At 72.6% G+C, this 20,676-nt stretch carries 21 protein-coding genes; 16 read left to right on the forward strand and 5 right to left on the reverse strand.

Annotation, left to right across the window (positions count from 1 at the left end):
* Positions 1-10: 10 nt before the first annotated feature.
* Both AQJ66_RS40740 and AQJ66_RS32910 read right to left on the reverse strand, forming a co-directional pair.
* Entirely contained in the window at positions 11-142 is a 132-nt protein-coding gene (locus AQJ66_RS40740) for an LPFR motif small protein (protein ID WP_279617349.1), read from the reverse strand.
* Between the two features lie 66 nt (positions 143-208).
* Entirely contained in the window at positions 209-982 is a 774-nt protein-coding gene (locus AQJ66_RS32910) for an enoyl-CoA hydratase/isomerase family protein (RefSeq protein WP_061929266.1), read from the reverse strand.
* 243 nt (positions 983-1,225) lie between these two features.
* Between AQJ66_RS32910 and AQJ66_RS32915 the strand changes: the two genes are divergently transcribed.
* Complete coding sequence (locus AQJ66_RS32915) at positions 1,226-1,720, forward strand: ATP-binding protein (RefSeq protein WP_061929323.1); 495 nt, start codon at positions 1,226-1,228, stop codon at positions 1,718-1,720.
* A 6-nt stretch (positions 1,721-1,726) separates the two neighbouring features.
* Here the strand turns inward: AQJ66_RS32915 and idi are convergent, their stop codons facing one another.
* The 3 genes from idi to galE form a co-directional block, all read right to left on the reverse strand.
* Entirely contained in the window at positions 1,727-2,320 is a 594-nt protein-coding gene (gene idi / locus AQJ66_RS32920; RefSeq protein ID WP_061929268.1) for an isopentenyl-diphosphate Delta-isomerase, read from the reverse strand.
* 204 nt (positions 2,321-2,524) lie between these two features.
* Positions 2,525-3,466 carry a cation diffusion facilitator family transporter gene (locus AQJ66_RS32925; RefSeq protein WP_061929270.1) on the reverse strand — a complete coding sequence of 314 codons (942 nt, stop codon included), beginning with the start codon at positions 3,464-3,466 and terminating at the stop codon, positions 2,525-2,527.
* A 138-nt stretch (positions 3,467-3,604) separates the two neighbouring features.
* A complete protein-coding gene (galE, locus tag AQJ66_RS32930) occupies positions 3,605-4,576 on the reverse strand; it encodes a UDP-glucose 4-epimerase GalE (RefSeq protein WP_061929272.1) in 972 nt (323 codons plus the stop codon).
* Positions 4,577-4,851: 275 nt separating this feature from the next.
* On the opposite strand from galE, the gene AQJ66_RS32935 reads away from it, so the two are divergent.
* The 15 genes from AQJ66_RS32935 (at position 4,852) to hpnH (ending at position 20,602) form a co-directional block, all read left to right on the forward strand.
* Complete coding sequence (locus AQJ66_RS32935) at positions 4,852-6,639, forward strand: DUF5941 domain-containing protein (RefSeq protein ID WP_061929274.1); 1,788 nt, start codon at positions 4,852-4,854, stop codon at positions 6,637-6,639.
* The gene (locus tag AQJ66_RS32940; RefSeq protein WP_061929276.1) at positions 6,636-7,388 is read left to right on the forward strand and encodes a phosphocholine cytidylyltransferase family protein; all 753 of its coding nucleotides are present in this window, start codon (positions 6,636-6,638) and stop codon (positions 7,386-7,388) included. The genes AQJ66_RS32935 and AQJ66_RS32940 overlap by 4 nt, the downstream gene beginning before the upstream one ends.
* Positions 7,376-8,437: an iron-containing alcohol dehydrogenase family protein gene (locus tag AQJ66_RS32945; protein ID WP_061929278.1), complete on the forward strand. Its 1,062-nt coding sequence runs from the start codon at positions 7,376-7,378 to the stop codon at positions 8,435-8,437. Before AQJ66_RS32940 ends, AQJ66_RS32945 begins: the two co-directional genes overlap by 13 nt.
* Positions 8,415-9,194: a CDP-alcohol phosphatidyltransferase family protein gene (locus AQJ66_RS32950; protein ID WP_079060562.1), complete on the forward strand. Its 780-nt coding sequence runs from the start codon at positions 8,415-8,417 to the stop codon at positions 9,192-9,194. The genes AQJ66_RS32945 and AQJ66_RS32950 overlap by 23 nt, the downstream gene beginning before the upstream one ends.
* Before the next feature lie 44 nt (positions 9,195-9,238).
* Positions 9,239-10,084: a glycosyltransferase family 2 protein gene (locus tag AQJ66_RS32955; RefSeq protein ID WP_061929326.1), complete on the forward strand. Its 846-nt coding sequence runs from the start codon at positions 9,239-9,241 to the stop codon at positions 10,082-10,084.
* A gap of 79 nt (positions 10,085-10,163) precedes the next feature.
* Positions 10,164-11,093, forward strand: coding sequence for an ABC transporter permease (locus AQJ66_RS32960; RefSeq protein WP_061929282.1), 930 nt, complete (start codon positions 10,164-10,166; stop codon positions 11,091-11,093).
* Entirely contained in the window at positions 11,086-11,874 is a 789-nt protein-coding gene (locus tag AQJ66_RS32965) for an ABC transporter ATP-binding protein (RefSeq protein ID WP_061929285.1), read from the forward strand. Before AQJ66_RS32960 ends, AQJ66_RS32965 begins: the two co-directional genes overlap by 8 nt.
* A gap of 327 nt (positions 11,875-12,201) precedes the next feature.
* Positions 12,202-13,128 (forward strand): squalene synthase HpnC, encoded by a 927-nt coding sequence (gene hpnC / locus AQJ66_RS32970; protein WP_107119111.1) that lies wholly within the window; start codon positions 12,202-12,204, stop codon positions 13,126-13,128.
* Positions 13,125-14,075: a presqualene diphosphate synthase HpnD gene (hpnD, locus tag AQJ66_RS32975; protein WP_061929289.1), complete on the forward strand. Its 951-nt coding sequence runs from the start codon at positions 13,125-13,127 to the stop codon at positions 14,073-14,075. The genes hpnC and hpnD overlap by 4 nt, the downstream gene beginning before the upstream one ends.
* Positions 14,076-14,125: 50 nt before the next feature.
* A complete protein-coding gene (locus tag AQJ66_RS41085) occupies positions 14,126-14,230 on the forward strand; it encodes a DUF6380 family protein (protein ID WP_359089046.1) in 105 nt (34 codons plus the stop codon).
* Positions 14,227-15,654, forward strand: a complete 1,428-nt coding sequence (gene hpnE, locus AQJ66_RS32980; protein ID WP_061929290.1) for a hydroxysqualene dehydroxylase HpnE — start codon at positions 14,227-14,229, stop codon at positions 15,652-15,654. Before AQJ66_RS41085 ends, hpnE begins: the two co-directional genes overlap by 4 nt.
* Entirely contained in the window at positions 15,654-16,790 is a 1,137-nt protein-coding gene (locus AQJ66_RS32985; protein WP_079060561.1) for a polyprenyl synthetase family protein, read from the forward strand. Before hpnE ends, AQJ66_RS32985 begins: the two co-directional genes overlap by 1 nt.
* 115 nt (positions 16,791-16,905) lie before the next feature.
* The gene (gene shc, locus AQJ66_RS32990; protein WP_061929293.1) at positions 16,906-18,930 is read left to right on the forward strand and encodes a squalene--hopene cyclase; all 2,025 of its coding nucleotides are present in this window, start codon (positions 16,906-16,908) and stop codon (positions 18,928-18,930) included.
* Positions 18,931-18,932: 2 nt separating this feature from the next.
* Entirely contained in the window at positions 18,933-19,574 is a 642-nt protein-coding gene (locus tag AQJ66_RS32995; RefSeq protein ID WP_061929295.1) for a phosphorylase family protein, read from the forward strand.
* Between the two features lie 5 nt (positions 19,575-19,579).
* Positions 19,580-20,602: an adenosyl-hopene transferase HpnH gene (gene hpnH / locus AQJ66_RS33000; protein WP_061929297.1), complete on the forward strand. Its 1,023-nt coding sequence runs from the start codon at positions 19,580-19,582 to the stop codon at positions 20,600-20,602.
* Positions 20,603-20,676 lie beyond the last annotated feature (74 nt).

A 20,676-nucleotide genomic window follows, 5' to 3' on the forward strand; every position in this document is an offset into this window, starting at 1 on the left:
GGTCGGGAAGTCAGGCGCCGCTGCGGCGAGCGGAGGACGAGGCACCGCCGAACAGGCGGGCGAGGGCCCGGAACGGCAGCGTGACCACCGTCGCGATGGCCCCGCCGATCTGCCGCAACACGTCTGCGATGGCACGGAACACGAGAAGATCTCCCTTCCACCCGGACCCGCTGCCCGGGAGCCGTCCGGATACCCGGGCCGGCGGCGGTCACGCCCGGCGGCCCCGCGGGGTTCGTCCCGCGGTGGTCCAGGTGAAGCGCGGCTGCCTGCGCTCCAGGAACGCGGCGACCCCCTCGGCGGTGTCACCGCTGCCGAGGGCCTGATCGGCCCAGTGGGCGTCCCGGTCGGTCCGGCCGTCGGCGAACTCCTTCGCCGCCGCCTGGGTCAGCTGGGAGCGCGACACCAGGATCCGGGTCAACTCGGCGACCCGCTTGTCGAGTTCCCCCTCGGGCAGCACCTCGTCCACCAGCCCGGTCCGCAGCGCCCGCCCGGCGTCGATCAACTCGGCGGTGAACAGCAGGTACTTGGCGGTGGCCGGCCCCACCAGGGAGACCAGCCGCCGGGTGGAGGAGGCCGGGTACACGATCCCGAGCCGGGCCGGCGTCACCCCGAACAGCGCGCCCTCCTCGGCCAGCCGCAGGTCGCAGGCCGCGGCGAGCTGCGCCCCGCCGCCCACGCAGTGCCCGCGCACCGCGGCCAGGGTCGGTTTGGGGAACGCGGCGAGCGCCTCCTCGGCGGCCACCGCCAGCCCCTGCGCCTCGGCGGTCGACCCCTGGAGCGTGGCGATGTCCGCGCCCGCGCAGAACGTCGCGCCCTCGCCGGTCAGCACCAGCGCCCGCACCGCCGGATCGGCCGCCAGCCGCGCCAGCAGCGGCGGCAGGGACCGCCACATCGCGGCCGTCATGGCGTTGCGCTTGGCGGGGTTGCGCACGACGACCGTGGCGACGGAGTCGGTGACCTGGTGCGACAGCTGGGGCTCCATGCGCGGGATGCTATCGGCCCGCGGCACCGGGCGATCCGGGGGAGCGGCCGAACCCGTACAACCCGAAGAGTTCGCGAACCGGCGTCCGGGCGACAGGAACAGTCCCACAACCGACCATGTCATACGCCAACGGTCAGAACCGTTCGATAAGCGCTGACTTGTGTTCAGCCATCCGGAACCGAGCGGATCGTTACCAACACTCGACGTGTGGTGACAATCGAGCGTGAGGGCGGCGACCCGACGATGGACGACCACGGGCGCGGGGACGACCCGCGCCCAGCGGGCAGCGCCGGGCGGCCGCCCGGTCCCCTGCCGTACGAGGGCGTCTGGCGGTTCACCGCGGCCGCCGTGGACGCCTCGGTCCCGCAGGCGCGGCACGCCGTGCGCGACCTGCTGCTGCGCCAGGGCGTGCCGGTCTCCGACGACCTGGTGCACGGGCTGCTGCTGATCGTCTCCGAGCTGGTCACGAACGCGGTGCGGCACGCGGCGCTGCTGTCCCCGATGCTCGCCGTGGAGGTGGCCGTCGGCGCGGAGTGGGTCCGGGTGTCCGTGGAGGACAACCACCCCTACCGCCCGACAGCCCTGGAGGCCGACCACGCCCGGACCGGGGGCCGGGGTCTGCTCCTGGTCCGGGAGGTGGCCCGGGAGGCCGGCGGAGTGGTCGACGTGGAGCACACGGCGAGCGGCGGCAAGGTGATCTGGGCCGCCCTGCCGCTCAAGCCGGCGGCCCTGACGTAGCCCCGCTCACCAGCCCGCGGACGGGCCCGTCAGCTCCCTGATCGCCGGGCGGGCCGCGTCCAGGACGGTCATGAACCACGACGAGAAGGGGTCGCGGGCGTGCCGCTCGGCCAGCTCGGCCGCCGTCACGAAGGCGGTCTGCCCGACCTCCTCCGGGTCCGGCGCGAGCGGCGCCTGCACCAGGCCGACGAACAGGTGGTTGAACTCCTGCTCGACCAGGCCCGAGTCCGGGTCCGGGTGGTTGTAGCGGACCGTGCCCGCCTCCGCCAGCAGCGACGGCGAGACCCCGAGCTCCTCGCCCGTGCGCCGGGCCGCCGCCGCGAAGGGCGCCTCGCCGGGGTAGGGGTGGCCGCAGCAGGTGTTGGACCACACGCCGGGGGAGTGGTATTTGCCGAGCGCCCGCTGCTGGAGCAGCAGCCGGCCCTGCTCGTCGAAGAGGAACACCGAGAACGCGCGGTGCAGCTGCCCCGGCGGCTGATGGGCGGCGAGCTTCTCCGCGGTGCCGATCGTCACGCCCTTCTCGTCGACCAGTTCCAGCAAAATCGCCTCTGCGGTGCCGTTCGACGAGCTGTGCGTCTCGGTGGCAGGTGTGATCGGCATACCCATCCTTCGCCTCGGTCTTCGCACCCCAAGTCTGCCGTACGAATCCGGCACTAACGGCACTTCCCGCACCTCCGCATGTCCCGCGCGGGGCGGTGCCGCAGGGGGACTCGGTAGATCATCGTGCCCGGCCGCCGGGCCCCGGAACCGTCCGGGGGTGCGCCGAACAGGTGTCCGGGACGCCGGTCCGTACGGTCGGTCGCGTCAGTGGCAGAGCCGCGCCTCGTGCTCCGCGTGTCCGCCCGGTTCCAGCTGGAACGTGCAGTGCTCCACGTCGAAGTGGTCGCCGAGGCAGCCCTGCAGCTCGTGCAGCATCTTCTCGTTGCCGATGGCGTTCAGCACCTCGGAGCTGACCACCACGTGCGCGGAGAGCACGGGCATGCCGGAGGTGATCGTCCACGCGTGCAGGTCGTGGACGTCCTCCACGCCGTCCAGCGCCAGGATGTGCGTCCGGACCTCCGCCATGTCGACGTTCTTCGGCGCCGCCTCCAGCAGCACGTCCAGCGTCTCGCGCAGCAGCTTCACCGTTCTCGGTACGATCATCAGCCCGATGGCCAGCGAGGCGACGGGGTCGGCCGCCTGCCAGCCGGTGAGCAGGATCACGGTCGCCGAGACCAGCACCGCCACCGAGCCCAGCGCGTCCGCGGCCACCTCCAGGAAGGCGCCGCGCACGTTCAGGCTCTCCTGCTGCCCGCGCATCAGCAGGAGCAGCGAGACGCTGTTGCCGACCAGGCCGACCACACCGAACACGATCATCAGCCCGCCGTGGGTGTCCGCGGGCGTGACGAACCGCTGGACCGCCTCGTACAGGACGTACCCGCCGACGCCGAGCAGCAGCACGCAGTTGGCCAGGGCCGCGAGGATCTCGGCGCGGGCGTACCCGAAGGTGCGCTTGGTGCTCGCCGGGCGGCCCGCGAAGTGGATGGCGAGCAGGGCCATGCCGAGGCCCACCGCGTCGGTCGCCATGTGGGCCGCGTCCGCGATCAGGGCGAGCGAGTCCGCGACGAGCCCGCCGGCGATCTCGACCACCATGATCATCAGGGTGATGCCGAGCGTGATCCGCAGCCGGCCCCTGTACGCGGCGGTGGCCGTCCCCGTGGGCGGCGCGTGGGAGTGCGTGTGCCCGTGGTCGTGCCCTGCCCCCATGAGGAGACCGCCCTTTCGCATCTTCCGCCCGGGCTCACAGTGAACTACGGGGGCGGGGTATCGGGCAACGCGGCACTGAACACCGTTGTCATGTGCCCTGACCTGCGGAAACGATGCGCAGGTCAGGGAGGTGCCGCCTCACAGGCCGTGGTGCAGCCGCCAGCCCGCCCAGGCCGACTCGATCATCTCCGGGACCCCGCGCCGGGCCCGCCAGCCCAGCGCCTCGGCGGCCCGCGCGGCCGAGGCGACCGCGCGCGGCGCGTCGCCCGGGCGGCGCCCCTCCACCACCGCCGGCCGCCGGTCGCCGGTGACCTCGCCGATCACCGTGACCATCTCGCGCACGGAGACGCCCTCCCCGCGGCCGACGTTCAGCGTCAGATCACCCGCCGGGGCGCCTCCGTCCAGCCGCCGCGCGGCGGCCAGGTGCGCCTCGGCGAGGTCGGCCACGTGGATGTAGTCGCGGACGCAGGTGCCGTCCGGCGTCGGATGGTCGTCGCCGAAGATCCGCGGCGCCTCGTCGCGGGTGAGCCGGTCGAAGACCATCGGCACGATGTTGAACACCCCGGTGTCCGCCAGTTCCGGTGCCGCGGCCCCCGCCACGTTGAAGTAGCGCAGGCACACCGTGGAGATCCCGTGCGCCCGCCCGGCCGCCCGCACCAGCCACTCCCCGGCCAGCTTCGTCTCGCCGTAGGGGTTCACCGGCGCGCACGGGGTGTCCTCGGTGATCAGGTCCACGTCCGGGTTGCCGTACACGGCCGCCGACGAGGAGAACAGCAGCCGTGTGACCCCCGCCTCGGCGATCGCGTCCAGCAGGGTGGCGAGGCCCTCCACGTTCTCCCGGTAGTAGCGGGTGGGCCGCGCCACGGACTCGGCGACCTGCTTGCGCGCCGCGAGGTGGACCACGCCCGTCACGCCGTACTCCGCGAGGACGCGCTTGAGCAGGTCCCCGTCCAGGGTCGAGCCCTCCACGAGCGGCACGTCCGCCGGGAGCCGTGCGGGCACGGCGGCCGACAGGTCGTCCAGCGCCACGACGCTCTCTCCGGCGCCGGCCATGGCCCGAGCCACATGCGCCCCGATGTATCCGGCTCCGCCGGTGATCAGCCACGTCATGGTCGCCCACCCTATGCCGCGCCGGCCGTGTGTCCGGTCTGCCGGGCCTGCCCGGGTCTGGGGCCGCCATTTGTGGGGCGGGCCCCGGATCAGCGAGGATGATCGCGGCAAAGGCCCGGGCAGCCGCCGTGGACCGGACCGTGAACGGCCGGTGAACACGGGCTCCGACCCATCCGATACCCTCTGCCGACATGCCGCCCGGGTGCCGCAGGCAGGGCGTCCCACCACGCAAGAGACCGGCGCGCCGCGCGCCGGCGCCCAGGGAGTGAGTTCGGTTGTCGACCGCCATCGTCACCGGTCAGCCGGTCCCCGGATCGTCGCTCGAACACGATCTGCGGTCCCTCGGCTTCGACGTGTGCGTGGCCGGCGACGCCGCCGAGGCGGAGACCCTGCTCGCGGCCGTGCCCGCCGACCGGCGGGTGGCCCTGGTCGACGCCCGCTTCGTCGGCCACCCGCACGCCCTGCGCCTAGGCCTCACCGACCCGCGCTTCCCGCTCTCCGCCGTCCCCGGCGCCGTCACCGCCCAGCCCGCCGCCCGGCCGGCGCTGACCCGGGCCCTGGCCCGGGAGACCTCCGCGGGCGGGGGCACGGCGGTCGCCGTCGGCAGCCTGGCCGACCGCGCGGTCACCGCCCTCGCCGCCGACGGCGCCGAGGTGCACCGCCCCGAGCTGGGCAGTCTGGTCGCCGTCGTCCCGGCCGACCCGCAGGCCCGCAACGAGGCCCGGCAGGCGGTCGCCGCCGTCGACGACGAGGCCGTCCGCCTGAAGTCGGCCGTGAAGTCCCGCGACGGCTTCTTCACCACGTTCTTCATCAGCCCCTACTCGCGCTACCTCGCGCGCTGGTGCGCCCGCCGCGGCCTGACCCCCAACCAGGTCACCACCGCCTCGCTGCTCACCGCGCTCGTCGCCGCCGGCTGCGCGGCCACCGGCACCCGGGCCGGCTTCGTCGCGGCCGGCGTGCTGCTGATCGCCTCCTTCGTGCTGGACTGCACCGACGGCCAGCTCGCCCGCTACGCCCTGAAGTACTCCACGCTCGGCGCCTGGCTCGACGCCACCTTCGACCGGGCCAAGGAGTACGCCTACTACGCGGGCCTCGCCCTCGGCGCGGCCCGCGGCGGCGACGACGTCTGGGCGCTGGCGCTGGGCGCGATGGTCCTGCAGACCTGCCGGCACGTGGTCGACTTCTCCTTCAACGAGGCCAACCACGACGCGACCGCCAACACCAGCCCCACCGCCGCCCTCTCCGACCGGCTCGACGGCGTCGGCTGGACGGTGTGGGTGCGGCGGATGATCGTCCTGCCGATCGGCGAGCGCTGGGCCATGATCGCCGTCCTGACGGCGGCCACGACCCCGCGCGTCACCTTCTACGCGCTGCTTGCCGGATGCGCCTTCGCCGCGACGTACACGACGGCGGGCCGGGTGCTGCGGTCGGTGACGCGCAAGGCCCGGCGCACCGACCGGGCGGCGCAGGCGCTGGCCGACCTCGCGGACAACGGGCCGCTCGCCACGTTCGTCGCGCGCGTCACCCCGGGCCGTCTCGGCGCCGCGCCGCTGGTGGCCCTGGCCGGCACGGCCGTCCTCGCGGTGTCCCTCTTCTCCGGGGTGACCTGGGCGCCCGTCGCCGGTGCCGTGGTCTACGCGATCGCGTCGGGACAGGCGCTGTACCGCCCCCTCAAGGGCCCCCTCGACTGGCTCCTGCCTCCGCTGTTCCGGGCCGCCGAGTACGGCACCGTCCTCGTCCTCGCCGCCCGGGCCGGGGTGAACGGAGCCCTTCCCGCGGCTTTCGGCCTGGTGGCGGCGGTCGCCTACCATCACTACGACACGGTGTACCGCATCCGCGGCAACGCCGGAGCGCCCCCCGCCTGGCTGGTGCGCTCCATCGGGGGGCACGAGGGGCGGACGCTACTGGTCACCGTCCTCGCCGCGGTGCTCACCGCCTCACAGTTCAAGGTCGCGCTCACGGTGCTCGCCGTGGCCGTCGCCCTCGTGGTGCTCGCCGAGAGCATCCGCTTCTGGGTGTCCGCCGGGGCGCCCGCAGTACACGACGAAGGAGAACCCGCATGATCGGCCTCGTGCTGGCGGCCGGCGCCGGAAGGCGTCTGCGCCCCTACACCGACACCCTGCCCAAGGCTCTGGTGCCGGTGGGCCCCGCCGGCGTCGAGGGCGAGCCCACGGTTCTGGACCTCACCCTCGGCAACTTCGCCGAGATCGGCCTCACCGAGGTGGCGGTCATCGTCGGTTACCGCAAGGAGGCCGTCTACGCGCGCAAGGAGGCGCTGGAGCAGAAGTACGGCCTCAAGCTCACCCTGATCGACAACGACAAGGCCGAGGAGTGGAACAACGCCTACTCCCTGTGGTGCGGCCGTGACGCCCTCAAGGACGGCGTGATACTCGCCAACGGCGACACCGTGCACCCGGTCTCCGTCGAGAAGACCCTGCTCGCCGCACGCGGCGAGGGCAGGAGGATCATCCTCGCGCTGGACACCGTGAAGTCCCTCGCCGACGAGGAGATGAAGGTCGTCGTGGACCCCGCCAAGGGCGTCCAGAAGATCACGAAGCTGATGGACCCGGCCGAGGCCACCGGCGAGTACATCGGTGTCACCCTCATCGAGGGCGACGCCGCCCCCGAGCTGGCCGACGCGCTGAAGACGGTCTGGGAGACCGACCCGCAGCAGTTCTACGAGCACGGCTACCAGGAGCTGGTCAACCGCGGCTTCCGCATCGACGTGGCGCCCATCGGCGACGTCCAGTGGGTCGAGATCGACAACCACGACGACCTCGCCCGCGGACGGGAGATCGCGTGCCTCTACTGACCCGGCTCATCCCCTCGCCGGTCGTCGTGGACATCCGCCCGGGTGCCCTGGACGACCTGGGAGCCGTACTCGCCGACGAACGCATCGCCCAGTCCGGCCGGCTCGCCGTCGCGGTCAGCGGCGGCTCCGGCTCGAAGCTGCGCGAGCGCATCGCCCCCTCCCTGCCCGGCGCCTCCTGGTACGAGGTAGGCGGCGGCACCCTCGACGACGCGATCCGGCTGGCCGGCGAGATGAAGTCCGGCCGCTACGACGCGGTGGTCGGGCTCGGCGGCGGCAAGATCATCGACTGCGCCAAGTTCGCGGCGGCCCGTGTCGGCCTGCCGCTGGTCGCCGTCCCCACCAACCTCGCCCACGACGGCCTGTGCTCGCCGGTCGCGACCCTCGACAACGACGCGGGCCGCGGCTCCTACGGCGTGCCCAACCCGATCGCGGTGGTCATCGACCTGGACGTCATCCGCGAGGCCCCCGCCCGGTACGTCCGGGCCGGCATCGGCGACGCGATCTCCAACGTCAACGCGATCGCGGACTGGGAGCTGTCCAACCGCGTCAACGGCGAGAAGATCGACGGCCTGGCCGCCGCCATGGCCCGGCAGGCCGGCGAGGCGGTGCTGCGCCACCCCGGCGGCATCGGCGACAACGAGTTCCTCCAGGTCCTCGCCGAGGCACTGGTCCTCAGCGGCATCGCGATGTCGGTGTCGGGCGACTCCCGCCCGTCCTCCGGCTCCTGCCACGAGATCAACCACGCCTTCGACCTGCTGTTCCCCAAGCGGGCGGCCGCCCACGGCGAGCAGTGCGGCCTGGGCGCGGCCTTCGCGATGTACCTGCGCGGCGCGCACGAGGAAGCGGCGCACATGGCCGAGGTGCTGCGCCGGCACGGGCTTCCGGTGCTGCCGGAGGAGATCGGCTTCAGCGTGGACGAGTTCGTCTCCGCCGTCGAGTTCGCCCCGGAGACCCGGCCCGGCCGCTACACCATCCTCGAACACCTCGACCTCAAGCCGAACCAGATCAAGGACACCTACGCCGACTATGTCAAGGCCATCGGTAGCTGAACTCCGGCCGGTCGTCCACCCCGCCGGGGTGAAGGACCGGCGCAGCGGTGAGCACTGGGCGGGACGCCTCTACATGCGCGAGGTGTCCCTGCGCGTCGACCGCTACCTGGTGAACACCAGGGTCACGCCCAACCAGCTCACGTACCTGATGACCGTCTGCGGCGTGCTCGCGGCCCCGGCCCTGCTGGTGCCGGGGATCGCGGGCGCCGTGCTCGGCGTCGTCGCCACCCAGCTGTACCTGCTGCTGGACTGCGTCGACGGCGAGATAGCGCGGTGGAAGAAGCAGTACTCCCTCGGCGGGGTCTACCTCGACCGGGTCGGCGCCTACCTCACCGACGCGGCCGTGCTGGTGGGTCTCGGGCTGCGCGCCGCCGACCTGTGGGGCGGCGGCCGCATCGACTGGCTGTGGGCCTTCCTCGGCACCCTGGCCGCGCTCGGCGCCATCCTGATCAAGGCGGAGACCGACCTGGTCGGCGTCGCCCGGCACCAGACCGGGAAGCCCCCGGTGCAGGAGTCGGCCGCCGAGCCGCGCTCCTCCGGTATGGCGCTCGCCCGCCGGGCCGCCTCCGCGCTGAAGTTCCACCGGCTGATCCTCGGCATCGAGGCGTCCCTGCTGATCGTGGTCCTCGCGGTCGCGGACCAGATCCGCGGCGACCTGTTCTTCACCCGGCTGGGCACCGCCGTCCTCGCCGGCATCGCCCTGGTGCAGACCCTCCTGCACCTGGTGTCCATCCTCGCGTCCAGCAGGCTGAGGTGAGTGCCGTGGCTTCATCCCTCAAGGTCGGCGCCGTCGTCATCACCATGGGCAACCGGCCCGAGGAACTGCGGGCACTGCTCGACTCCGTCGCCCGGCAGGACGGCGACCCCGTCGAGGTGGTCGTCGTCGGCAACGGCTCGCCCGTCCCGGACGTCCCCGCGGGCGTGCGGACCGTCGAGCTGCCGGAGAACCTGGGCATCCCCGGCGGCCGCAACGTCGGCATCGAGGCCTTCGGACCGGGCGGCCAGGACGTGGACGTCCTGCTCTTCCTCGACGACGACGGACTCCTCGCCCGGCAGGACACCGCGCAGCTGTGCCGCGAGGCGTTCGCGGCCGACCCGGAGCTCGGCATCATCAGCTTCCGCATCGCCGACCCCGACACCGGCGTCACCCAGCGCCGGCACGTACCGCGGCTGCGCGCCTCCGACCCGCTGCGCTCCTCGCGGGTCACCACCTTCCTGGGCGGCGCCAACGCCGTCCGCACCCGGGTCTTCGCCGAGGTCGGCGGCCTGCCGGACGAGTTCTTCTACGCCCACGAGGAGACCGACCTGGCGTGGCGGGCCCTGGACGCGGGCTGGCTGATCGACTACCGCGCCGACATGGTGCTCCACCACCCGACGACCGCGCCCTCGCGGCACGCGGTGTACCACCGCATGGTCGCCCGCAACCGGGTCTGGCTGGCCCGCCGCAACCTGCCCGCGCTCCTGGTCCCCGTCTACCTCGGGGTGTGGCTGCTGCTCACCCTGGCGCGCCGCCCCTCCGGACCGGCCTTGAAGGCCTGGTTCGGCGGCTTCAGGGAGGGCTGGGCCACCCCGTGCGGTCCCCGGCGCCCCATGCGCTGGCGTACGGTGTGGCGGCTCACCCGGCTGGGCCGGCCCCCGGTCATCTGACAAGCTCGACCGTGAGGGGGACGCGCATGGCGCGGACACGAAGACGTAAAGACGCACCCGAGGACGAAAGCTTCCACCCGTGAGTGAGACAACGCATGACGGCAGGGTCGCGGTGACCGCGGCCCCGTCGCCCGACGAGGGACTGACGGCGGAGCGGCTCGCCGCCAGGTACGGGCTGGCCGTGAGCGGCGCCCGGCCCTCGCTCGCCGAGTACGTCCGTCAGCTGTGGGGGCGGCGGCACTTCATCCTGGCCTTCTCCCAGGCGAAGCTGACCGCGCAGTACAGCCAGGCCAAGCTCGGCCAGCTGTGGCAGGTGGCGACCCCGCTGCTGAACGCGGGCGTGTACTACTTCATCTTCGGCGTCATCCTGCACGCCAGCCGGGGCATGTCCCAGGACGTCTACATCCCGTTCCTGGTGACCGGCGTGTTCGTCTTCACCTTCACGCAGAGCTCGGTCATGTCGGGCGTCCGCGCGATCTCCGGCAACCTCGGCCTGGTGCGCGCCCTGCACTTCCCGCGCGCCTCGCTGCCCATCTCCTTCTCGCTGCAGCAGCTCCAGCAGCTGCTGTTCTCGATGATCGTGATGTTCGTCGTGGCGATCGGGTTCGGCAGCTACCCCGGTCCGTCCTGGCTGCTGATCGTGCCGGTGCTGGTGCTGCAGTTCCTGTTCAACACCGGGCTCGCGCTGATCGTGGCCCGCATGGGAGCCAAGACCCCGGACCTCGCCCAGCTGATGCCTTTCATCCTGCGTACCTGGATGTACGCCTCGGGCGTCATGTTCTCCATCAGCAAGATGATGGAGGGACGGTCCGAACTGGCGGTCCGGCTGCTGCAGGTCAACCCGGCCGCGGTCTACATGGACCTGATGCGCTTCGCGCTGATCGACGGCTACGGCGCCTCGAACCTGCCGCCGCACGTGTGGGCCATCGCCCTGTTCTGGGCCGTGGTCGTCTTCGCCGGCGGCTTCGTGTACTTCTGGAAGGCGGAGGAGCGGTACGGCCGTGGCTGAGCACACCCCCCAGGTCGAAGCCGACCGGCGGCCGACCGTCATCGCCGACGACCTGCACATCGTCTACCGGGTCAACGGCGCCCGGACCGGCAAGGGCAGCGCCACCTCCGCGCTCAGCCGGATACTGAGGCGCGGCGAGGAACGCGGCGTGCGCAAGGTGCACGCCGTGCGGGGCGTGTCGTTCGTCGCCTACCGCGGCGAGGCCATCGGCCTCATCGGGTCCAACGGTTCCGGCAAGTCCACCCTGCTGCGCGCCATCGCCGGCCTGCTGCCCGCCGAGAGGGGCAAGGTCTACACCGACGGCCAGCCCTCCCTGCTCGGCGTCAACGCGGCCCTGATGAACGACCTCACCGGCGAGCGCAACATCATCCTCGGTGGCCTGGCCATGGGCATGTCCCGGGAGGAGGTCAAGGAGCGCTACCAGGGCATCGTCGACTTCTCCGGCATCAACGAGAAGGGCGACTTCATCACCCTGCCGATGCGCACCTACTCCTCCGGCATGGCGGCCCGGCTGCGGTTCTCCATCGCCGCCGCCAAGGACCACGACGTCCTCATGATCGACGAGGCGCTGGCCACCGGCGACCGCAAGTTCCAGAAGCGCTCCGAGGAACGCATCCGGGAACTGCGCAAGGAGGCCGGCACGGTCTTCCTGGTGAGCCACAACAACAAGTCCATCCGCGACACCTGCAACCGCGTCCTGTGGCTGGAACGCGGTGAGCTGCGCATGGACGGACCCACCGAAGAGGTCCTCAAGGAGTACGAGAAGTTCACCGGCAAGTAGCCGGTTCGACCCAGGGCCCCGCCGGAACCCGCCCGGCGGGGCCCCACGCTTGCAAAGGAAGCGTCAACTCGTGCTGCCCTTAGGAATCTTGACACCAATCGGTGTGTTGTTGTGATGCGCGGGACACCCCCCGGTATCAGGCTTGGCTGTACAACGTAAGCTGTACCGGTCCCCGAAAGCGGCAAGTGGGGCGATAATGCGCGACACCCTCCGCAGGCGGCCCGCGGAGGGTCAGGCGGCGTGTCCGAAATAGTGTGTATCGGATCGGCAGTGTAGAACGGGAGATGTGACGGCAATGGCTACGGAAACTCCCCAGCTCAACGGAGCATGTGCCGTCCACGCCCGGGGCAGCGCGCGGTGACGGCACCCCGCACGGCGCCGGACCTCGAACGCGCCACGCTGGACAAGGCCGCGAGCGAGAACTTCCCCGTGGCCCCCTTCTTCCTGCCCCGCGCGTGGCGCGACGACCTCATGGCCGTGTACGGCTTCGCCCGGCTCGTCGACGACATCGGCGACGGCGACCTGGCCCCCGGCGGAGCCGACGCCCACGCCCTCGGCGTGTCGGCCACCGACGCCGGCGACCGCCTGGTCCTCCTCGACGCCTTCGAGACCGACCTGCGCCGCGTCTTCGACGGCACCCCCCGCCATCCCCTGCTGCGCCGCCTGCAGCCCACCGTCCGCCGCCGCGCCCTCACCCCCGAGCCGTTCCTCGGCCTGATCGCCGCCAACCGCCAGGACCAGCTCGTCACCCGGTACGAGACCTACGACGACCTCCTCGCCTACTGCGAGCTGTCCGCCAACCCCGTCGGCCGCCTCGTCCTCGCCGTCACCGGCACCGCGACCCCCGAGCGGATCCGCCTGTCCGACGCGATCTGCACCGCGCTGCAGATCGTCGAACACCTCCAGGACGTCGCCGAGGACCTCGGCCGCGACCGGATCTACCTTCCCGCCGAGGACATGAAGCGCTTCCACGTCCAGGAAACGGACCTCGCCGCGAAAATCACGGGCGCATCGACGCGCGCCCTGGTTGCATACGAAGCGCAACGCGCCCGCGATCTGCTGAATGAAGGCGCCCCCCTGGTGGGTAGCGTCCACGGCAGGCTGAAACTGCTGCTCGCGGGGTTCGTGGCGGGGGGAAGGGCGGCGATCGACGCGATCGCCGCCACCGAGTTCGACGTACTTCCCGGCCCGCCCAAGCCCGGCAAGGTCCAGTTGCTGCGTGAGGTGGGCGTGACCCTGCGAGGAGAGAGGTGATCCGGACCGTGGATTCTCCGCCGCACGTGTCCGCACCGGTACTCGCCGCCTACAGCTACTGCGAGGCCGTCACCGGGCAGCAGGCCCGCAACTTCGCCTACGGCATCCGGCTGCTGCCGGCGCCCAAGCGCCGCGCCATGTCGGCGCTGTACGCGCTTTCCCGGCGTGTCGACGACATCGGCGACGGCACGCTGCCCGACGAGGTCAAGCTGGCCCGTCTGGAGGACACCCGGGCGCTGCTCACCCGGATCCGGGACGGGGAGGTCGCGGAGGACGACACCGACCCGGTGGCCGTCGCCCTCACCCACGCCGCCGGCGCCTTCCCGATCCCGCTCGGCGGCCTGGACGAGCTCATCGACGGCGTCCAGATGGACGTGCGCGGGGAGACCTACGAGACCTGGGACGACCTGAAGGTCTACTGCCGCTGCGTGGCCGGCGCCATCGGCCGTCTCTCCCTCGGCGTGTTCGGCACCGAACCGGGCGCGCGCGGCGCCGAGCGCGCACCCGAGTACGCCGACACGCTCGGTCTCGCGCTGCAGCTCACCAACATCCTCCGGGACGTCCGCGAGGACGCCGAGGGCGGCCGCACCTACCTCCCCGCCGACGACCTCGCCAAGTTCGGCTGCTCGGCCGGGTTCCGCGGGCCGACGCCGCCGGAGGGCTCCGACTTCGCGGGCCTCGTGCACTTCGAAGTGCGGCGGGCCCGCGCCCTGTTCGCCGAGGGCTACCGGCTGCTGCCCATGCTCGACCGGCGCAGCGGCGCGTGCGTGGCCGCCATGGCCGGCATCTACCGCCGGCTGCTGGACCGCATCGAGCGCGACCCGGAGGCCGTGCTGCGCGGCCGGGTATCGCTCCCCGGACGCGAGAAGGCCTACGTCGCCGTGCGCGGCCTGTCCGGCCTGGACACCCGGCACGTGTCCCGGCACACCGTCAGGAGGCGCGCCTGATGGAGTCCCTGGAACGGAGCGCCCGGGAACGGGCCGGCCGACGCCGGCGCATGCGGCGGGCAACCCTCCGCCCCGGCGTGGCGTCCCTGACAGCGACGGCTGAGCGTGCACCGTACATCCAGCACGCCCGGCACGCACGGAAGGACGCACGATGAGCGACGGGTCACGCCCCGCCCCGGCGCACGCCGGCACCCCGGCCGCGCCCGGCCGCAGCGCCGTCGTCGTGGGCGGGGGACTCGCCGGCGTCACCGCGGCGCTCGCGCTCGCCGACGCGGGCGTCCACGTCACCCTGCTCGAAGGCAGACCGAGACTCGGCGGCCTCGCCTTCTCCTTCCGGCGCGGCGACCTGACCGTCGACAACGGCCAGCACGTGTACCTGCGCTGCTGCACCGCCTACCGCTGGTTCCTCGAGCGGATCGGGGGCACGGCGCTGGCACCGCTGCAGGACCGCCTCGACGTGCCCGTCGTCGACGCCGCCAAGCCCGAGGGCAGGCGGCTCGGCCGGCTGCGGCGCGACCCGCTGCCCGTCCCCCTCCACCTGGGGCGCAGCCTGGCCGCCTATCCGCACCTCTCGCTCACCGAACGCGCCGCCGTCGGGCGTGCCGCGCTCGCGCTCAAGGGGCTCGACCTCACCGATCCGGCCCTGGACACGCAGGACTTCGGCAGCTGGCTGGCCGCCCACGGCCAGTCGGCGCGGGCCGTCGAGGCCCTGTGGGACCTGGTCGGGGTCGCCACCCTCAACGCGGTCGCGGGCGACGCCTCGCTGGCGCTCGCCGCGATGGTGTTCAAGACCGGTCTGCTGTCCGACCCGGGCGCGGCCGACATCGGCTGGGCCCGCGTCCCGCTGGGCGAACTGCACGACCGGCTGGCCCGCAAGGCGCTCGACTCCGCGGGCGTGCGCACCGAGGTCCGTGCACGCGTCACCTCCCTCTCCACGAACGACAACGGGAGCTGGAACGTTCAGGTTCCCGGCGAGACGCTCCGGGCGGACGCCGTCGTGCTCGCCGTACCGCAGCGCGAGGCCCACGGCCTGCTGCCCCCCGGCGCCCTCGACGCCCCGGAGCGGCTGCTCGGGATCGGCACCGCCCCCATCCTCAACCTGCACGTCGTGTACGACCGCACGGTGCTCGCCCGGCCCTTCTTCGCGGCCCTCGGCACCCCCGTGCAGTGGGTGTTCGACCGCACCGACGCCTCCGGTCTGCGCGCGGGCCAGTACCTGGCGGTGTCCCAGTCGGCGGCCCGGGACGACATCGACGCACCGGTCGCCGTGCTGCGCGAGCGCTACCTGCCCGAGTTGGAGCGGCTGATTCCGGGCACGCGGCGCGCCGTGGTGGAGGACTTCTTCGTGACCCGGGAGCGCACGGCGACGTTCGCCCCGGTCCCCGGCGTCGGGCGCCTCAGGCCCGGCGCCCGCACCAGGGTTCCCGGCCTGTACCTGGCCGGAGCGTGGACCGCCACCGGGTGGCCCGCGACCATGGAGAGTGCGGTCCGCAGCGGAGTGAGCGCGGCCGACGCCGCGCTGAGCGCCCTGGGCCGGCCCCGCCCCCGCCACCTCTTCGAGTTCGAGGAGGCGGCCTGATGCTCGATCAGCACAGCCCGGTGGGCCCCCGCACCCCCGGTACCGCAACAAGAGGAGAGACTGTGCCCACTGTGCCCCCGGCCCCGACGCCCGCTCCCCGGGCCGCGGTGGACGTGACCGCGCTGCTGGAGCGCGGCCGGACCCTGGCGACACCGGTCCTGCGTGCGGCCGTCGACCGCCTGGCTCCTCCCATGGACACCGTCGCCGCGTACCACTTCGGCTGGATCGACGCCGCCGGCAACCCGGCCGACGGCGACGGCGGCAAGGCCGTCCGCCCGGCCCTCGCCGTCCTCTCCGCCGAGGTCACCGGCGCCGCACCCGAGGTCGGCGTCCCGGGCGCCGTCGCCGTCGAACTCGTCCACAACTTCTCCCTGCTGCACGACGACCTGATGGACGGCGACGAGCAGCGCCGCCACCGCGACACCGTCTGGAAGGTGCACGGCCCCGCGCAGGCCATCCTGGTCGGCGACGCCCTGTTCGCCCTCGCCAACGAGGTGCTGCTGGAACTCGGCACGGTCGAGGCCGGCCGCGCCACCCGCCGGCTGACCACCGCCACCCGCGCCCTGATCGACGGTCAGGCGCAGGACATCTCCTACGAGCACCGCGACCGCGTCAGCGTCGAGGAGTGCCTGGAGATGGAGGGCAACAAGACGGGCGCCCTGCTCGCCGCCTCCAGCTCCATCGGCGCGGTCCTCGGCGGCGCCGACGACGCCACCGCCGACGCGCTGGAGCGCTACGGCTACCACCTGGGCCTGGCCTTCCAGGCCGTCGACGACCTGCTCGGCATCTGGGGCGACCCGGAGGCCACCGGCAAGCAGACCTGGAGCGACCTGCGCCAGCGCAAGAAGTCCCTGCCGGTGGTCGCCGCCCTCGCGGCGGGCGGGGACGCCTCCGAGCGGCTCGGCGAGATCCTCGCCGCCGACGCCAAGAGCAGCGACTTCGAGAACTTCTCCGAGGAGGAGTTCGCGGCCCGCGCGGCCCTCATCGAGGAGGCCGGGGGCCGCGAGTGGACGGCCGGGGAAGCGCGCCGTCAGCACACCATCGCCATCGAAGCCCTCGACGCCGTCCGCATGCCCGACCGGGTACGGGCCGCGTTCACGGCCCTCGCCGACTTCGTCGTCGTACGAAAGAGATGATCATTATCGGTCGAATAGCCCTCGCGTAGTCGCCGGCCGGTGTCGAGGGACGCGGACACCGGCCGACGGCGGACCCACAGCAGCACGACTCGCACGACTGCACGAAGGGGAAGCCATGACAGCGACGACCGACGGAAGCACCGGGGCGACCCTGCCGCCCCGCGCTGCCGCGGCCAGCGACACCGCCATCACCACCCCCGCGGCGGCCGGGGCACGCCAAGCCGCCGAACACGCGGCACAGCGCGCCACCGACTTCCTGCTCGCCCGGCAGGACGTCGAGGGCTGGTGGAAGGGCGACCTGGAGACCAACGTCACCATGGACGCCGAGGACCTGCTGCTCCGTCAGTTCCTCGGCATCCAGGACGACAGCACCACCCAGGCCGCCGCCCTGTTCATCCGCGGCGAGCAGCGCGAGGACGGCACCTGGGCCACCTTCTACGGCGGCCCCGGCGAACTGTCCACCACCGTCGAGGCCTACGTCGCCCTCCGCCTGGCCGGCGACGCGCCCGACGCCCCGCACATGGCGAAGGCCGCCGCCTGGATCCGCGAACGCGGCGGCATCGCCGCCGCCCGGGTCTTCACCCGGATCTGGCTGGCCCTGTTCGGCTGGTGGAAGTGGGAGGACCTGCCCGAACTCCCGCCCGAGCTGATCTGGTTCCCCACCTGGTTCCCGCTCAACATCTACAACTTCGGGTGCTGGGCGCGGCAGACCATCGTGCCGCTCACCGTCGTCTCCGCCAAGCGCCCGGTGCGCCCGGCGCCCTTCGCGCTGGACGAGCTGCACACCGACCCGGCGAACCCCAACCCGCCGCAGCCGCTCGCCCCGTTGGCCAGCTGGGACGGCCTCTTCCAGCGGCTCGACAAGGTTGTCCGCGGCTACCGCAGGGTCGCCGTGCGCGGGCTGCGCCGGGCCGCGATGAACTCCGCCGCCCGCTGGATCATCGAGCGGCAGGAGAACGACGGCTGCTGGGGCGGCATCCAGCCCCCGGCCGTGTACTCGGTCATCGCCCTGCACCTGCTCGGCTACGACCTCGAGCACCCCGTGATGCGCGAGGGCCTCGCCTCGCTGGACCGTTTCGCCGTCTGGCGCGAGGACGGCGCCCGGATGATCGAGGCGTGCCAGTCCCCGGTGTGGGACACCTGCCTCGCCACCATCGCGCTCGCCGACGCCGGGCTCCCGGCCGACCACCCGCAACTGGTCAAGGCGGCCGACTGGATGCTCGGCGAGGAGATCGTCCGGCCCGGCGACTGGGCCGTACGGCGGCCCGGACTGCCGCCGGGCGGCTGGGCGTTCGAGTTCCACAACGACAACTACCCTGACATCGACGACACCGCCGAGGTCGCCCTCGCACTGCGCCGGGTGCGCCACCACGACCCGGAGCGCGTGGACAAGGCCATCGGCCGGGGCGTGCGCTGGAACCTCGGCATGCAGTCGAAGAACGGCGGGTGGGGCGCCTTCGACGCCGACAACACCAGCCCGTTCCCCAACCGGCTGCCGTTCTGCGACTTCGGGGAGGTCATCGACCCGCCGTCGGCGGACGTCACCGCGCACGTGGTGGAGATGCTCGCCGCCGAGGGCCTCGCCCACGACCCGCGCACCCGGCGCGGCATCGCGTGGCTGCTCGCCGAACAGGAGCCGGACGGCTCGTGGTTCGGCCGCTGGGGCGTCAACTACCTCTACGGCACCGGGTCGGTGGTCCCCGCGCTCACCGCGGCCGGGCTGCCCGGCTCGCACCCCGCGATCCGGCGGGCGGTGTCCTGGCTGGAGGGCGTGCAGAACGACGACGGCGGCTGGGGCGAGGACCTGCGCTCCTACAAGTACGCCGGGGAGTGGAGCGGCCGCGGCGCCTCCACCGCCTCGCAGACCGCGTGGGCGCTGATGGCGCTGCTCGCGGCGGGGGAGAAGGACTCCAAGGCCGTCGAACGCGGCATCCAGTGGCTGGCCGGTACCCAGCGGGCGGACGGCTCCTGGGACGAGCCGTACTTCACCGGCACCGGCTTCCCCTGGGACTTCTCCATCAACTACCACCTCTACCGGCAGGTGTTCCCGCTCACCGCCCTCGGCCGGTACCTGCACGGCGACCCCTTCGAGCGGAACCTGCTCGCCAGGAAGCCCCTGCCCGAGGGCAAGGGGGGCTGACCTTGAGCAAACAGCCCGCCCCGGCCCCGCTGCTGATCGCCTGCGCGCTCGGCATCGAGCACCTCGCCCTGCGCACCGGCGACCGGAGCGGGGCGGACGGGCCGGTCACCTTCGTCCGTACCGGCATGGGCCCCCGGGCGGCGGAACGCTCCCTCACCCGACACCTGGCCGAGCCGGCCCTGACCGAGGCCGCCGTCCTGGCCACCGGCTTCTGCGCCGGCCTCGCCCCCGGCATGCACCCCGGCGACCTGGTCGTCGCCGAGGAGACCCGCGACCCGCGCGGTTCGGTCGCCTGTCTGGGCACCGAGCTGCTGGTGAAGGAACTCGTGCGCATCCTGCCCGGGCGCACGGTCCACACCGGCCCGCTCACCGGCTCCGACCACGTCGTGCGCGGCACCGAGCGGTCCGACCTGCGCGCCACCGGCGCGATCGCGGTCGACATGGAGTCGGCGGCCACGCTGCTCAGCGCCGTACGGGCGGGTGAGCGCCCGGTGGCGGCCGTCCGGGTGGTCGTGGACACACCCGAACACGAACTCGTCCGGATCGGCACGGTGCGCGGCGGAATATCGGCTCTTCGCGTACTCCGCCGCGTCCTCCCCGCATTTTTCGAATGGCACCGTTCTTTGCTGCTCCCCCGGAGGTGAGCCAGATGGCCATGCCGTTGCGTCAGTCCATCAAGGTCGCTACATACCTGGCCGAACAGAAGCTCCGCAGGCGGGACAAGTTCCCGCTCATCGTGGAGCTGGAACCCCTGTTCGCCTGCAACCTCAAGTGCGAGGGATGCGGCAAGATCCAGCACCCGGCCGGGGTGCTCAAGCAGCGCATGCCGGTCGCCCAGGCCGTCGGCGCGGTGCTGGAGTCCGGCGCGCCGATGGTGTCCATCGCCGGCGGCGAACCGCTGATGCACCCGCAGATCGACGAGATCGTGCGGCAGTTGGTGGCGAAGCGCAAATACGTCTTCCTGTGCACCAACGCCATGCTGCTGCGCAAGAAGATCGACAAGTTCACGCCCTCTCCCTACTTCGCCTTCGCGGTGCACATCGACGGGCTGCGCGAGCGGCACGACGAGTCCGTGGCGAAGGAGGGCGTGTTCGACGAGGCCGTGGAGGCCATCAAGGAGGCCAAGCGGCGCGGCTTCCGGGTGACCACCAACTCGACCTTCTTCAACACCGACACCCCGCAGACCGTCGTCGAGGTGCTCAACTTCCTCAACGACGACCTCCAGGTCGACGAGATGATGATCTCGCCCGCCTACGCCTACGAGAAGGCCCCCGACCAGGAGCACTTCCTCGGTGTCGAGCAGACCCGCGAACTGTTCCGCAAGGCCTTCTCGGGCGGCAACCGGGGCCGCTGGCGGCTCAACCACTCCCCGCTCTTCCTGGACTTCCTGGAGGGCAAGGTCGACTTCCCGTGCACCGCGTGGGCCATCCCGAACTACTCGCTCTTCGGCTGGCAGCGCCCCTGCTACCTGATGAGCGACGGGTACGTGCCGACGTACCGCGAACTCGTCGAGGACACCGACTGGGACAAGTACGGCCGCGGCAAGGACCCGCGCTGCGCCAACTGCATGGCCCACTGCGGCTACGAGCCCACCGCCGTCCTCGCCACCATGGGCTCGCTGAAGGAGTCGCTGCGGGCCATGCGCGAGACCGTCTCCGGAAACCGGGAGTGAGGCCATGACCGCGGTTTCCCTGGGCGTTCCCGAGGTGCCGGCCCGGCCGGTCGCGCCGCGGCGCGTGTCGCGCC

It is taken from the genome of Streptomyces bungoensis, from assembly GCF_001514215.1.
Classification (GTDB): Bacteria; Actinomycetota; Actinomycetes; order Streptomycetales; family Streptomycetaceae; genus Streptomyces; species Streptomyces bungoensis.

What these genes read in the sequence shown, in the direction of transcription:
- hpnE (WP_061929290.1), top strand. Translation starts at nt 14,227, where the DNA reads ATGAGCGACGGGTCACGCCCCGCCCCGGCGCACGCCGGCACCCCGGCC.
- hpnC (WP_107119111.1), top strand. Translation starts at nt 12,202, where the DNA reads ATGTGCCGTCCACGCCCGGGGCAGCGCGCGGTGACGGCACCCCGCACG.
- AQJ66_RS32955 (WP_061929326.1), top strand. Translation starts at nt 9,239, where the DNA reads ATGGGCAACCGGCCCGAGGAACTGCGGGCACTGCTCGACTCCGTCGCC.
- AQJ66_RS32915 (WP_061929323.1), top strand. Translation starts at nt 1,226, where the DNA reads ATGGACGACCACGGGCGCGGGGACGACCCGCGCCCAGCGGGCAGCGCC.
- idi (WP_061929268.1), bottom strand. Translation starts at nt 2,320, where the DNA reads ATGCCGATCACACCTGCCACCGAGACGCACAGCTCGTCGAACGGCACC.
- galE (WP_061929272.1), bottom strand. Translation starts at nt 4,576, where the DNA reads ATGACGTGGCTGATCACCGGCGGAGCCGGATACATCGGGGCGCATGTG.
- shc (WP_061929293.1), top strand. Translation starts at nt 16,906, where the DNA reads ATGACAGCGACGACCGACGGAAGCACCGGGGCGACCCTGCCGCCCCGC.
- AQJ66_RS32950 (WP_079060562.1), top strand. Translation starts at nt 8,415, where the DNA reads ATGTCAAGGCCATCGGTAGCTGAACTCCGGCCGGTCGTCCACCCCGCC.
- AQJ66_RS32985 (WP_079060561.1), top strand. Translation starts at nt 15,654, where the DNA reads ATGCTCGATCAGCACAGCCCGGTGGGCCCCCGCACCCCCGGTACCGCA.
- AQJ66_RS41085 (WP_359089046.1), top strand. Translation starts at nt 14,126, where the DNA reads ATGCGGCGGGCAACCCTCCGCCCCGGCGTGGCGTCCCTGACAGCGACG.
- AQJ66_RS32925 (WP_061929270.1), bottom strand. Translation starts at nt 3,466, where the DNA reads ATGGGGGCAGGGCACGACCACGGGCACACGCACTCCCACGCGCCGCCC.
- AQJ66_RS32910 (WP_061929266.1), bottom strand. Translation starts at nt 982, where the DNA reads ATGGAGCCCCAGCTGTCGCACCAGGTCACCGACTCCGTCGCCACGGTC.
- hpnH (WP_061929297.1), top strand. Translation starts at nt 19,580, where the DNA reads ATGGCCATGCCGTTGCGTCAGTCCATCAAGGTCGCTACATACCTGGCC.
- AQJ66_RS32940 (WP_061929276.1), top strand. Translation starts at nt 6,636, where the DNA reads ATGATCGGCCTCGTGCTGGCGGCCGGCGCCGGAAGGCGTCTGCGCCCC.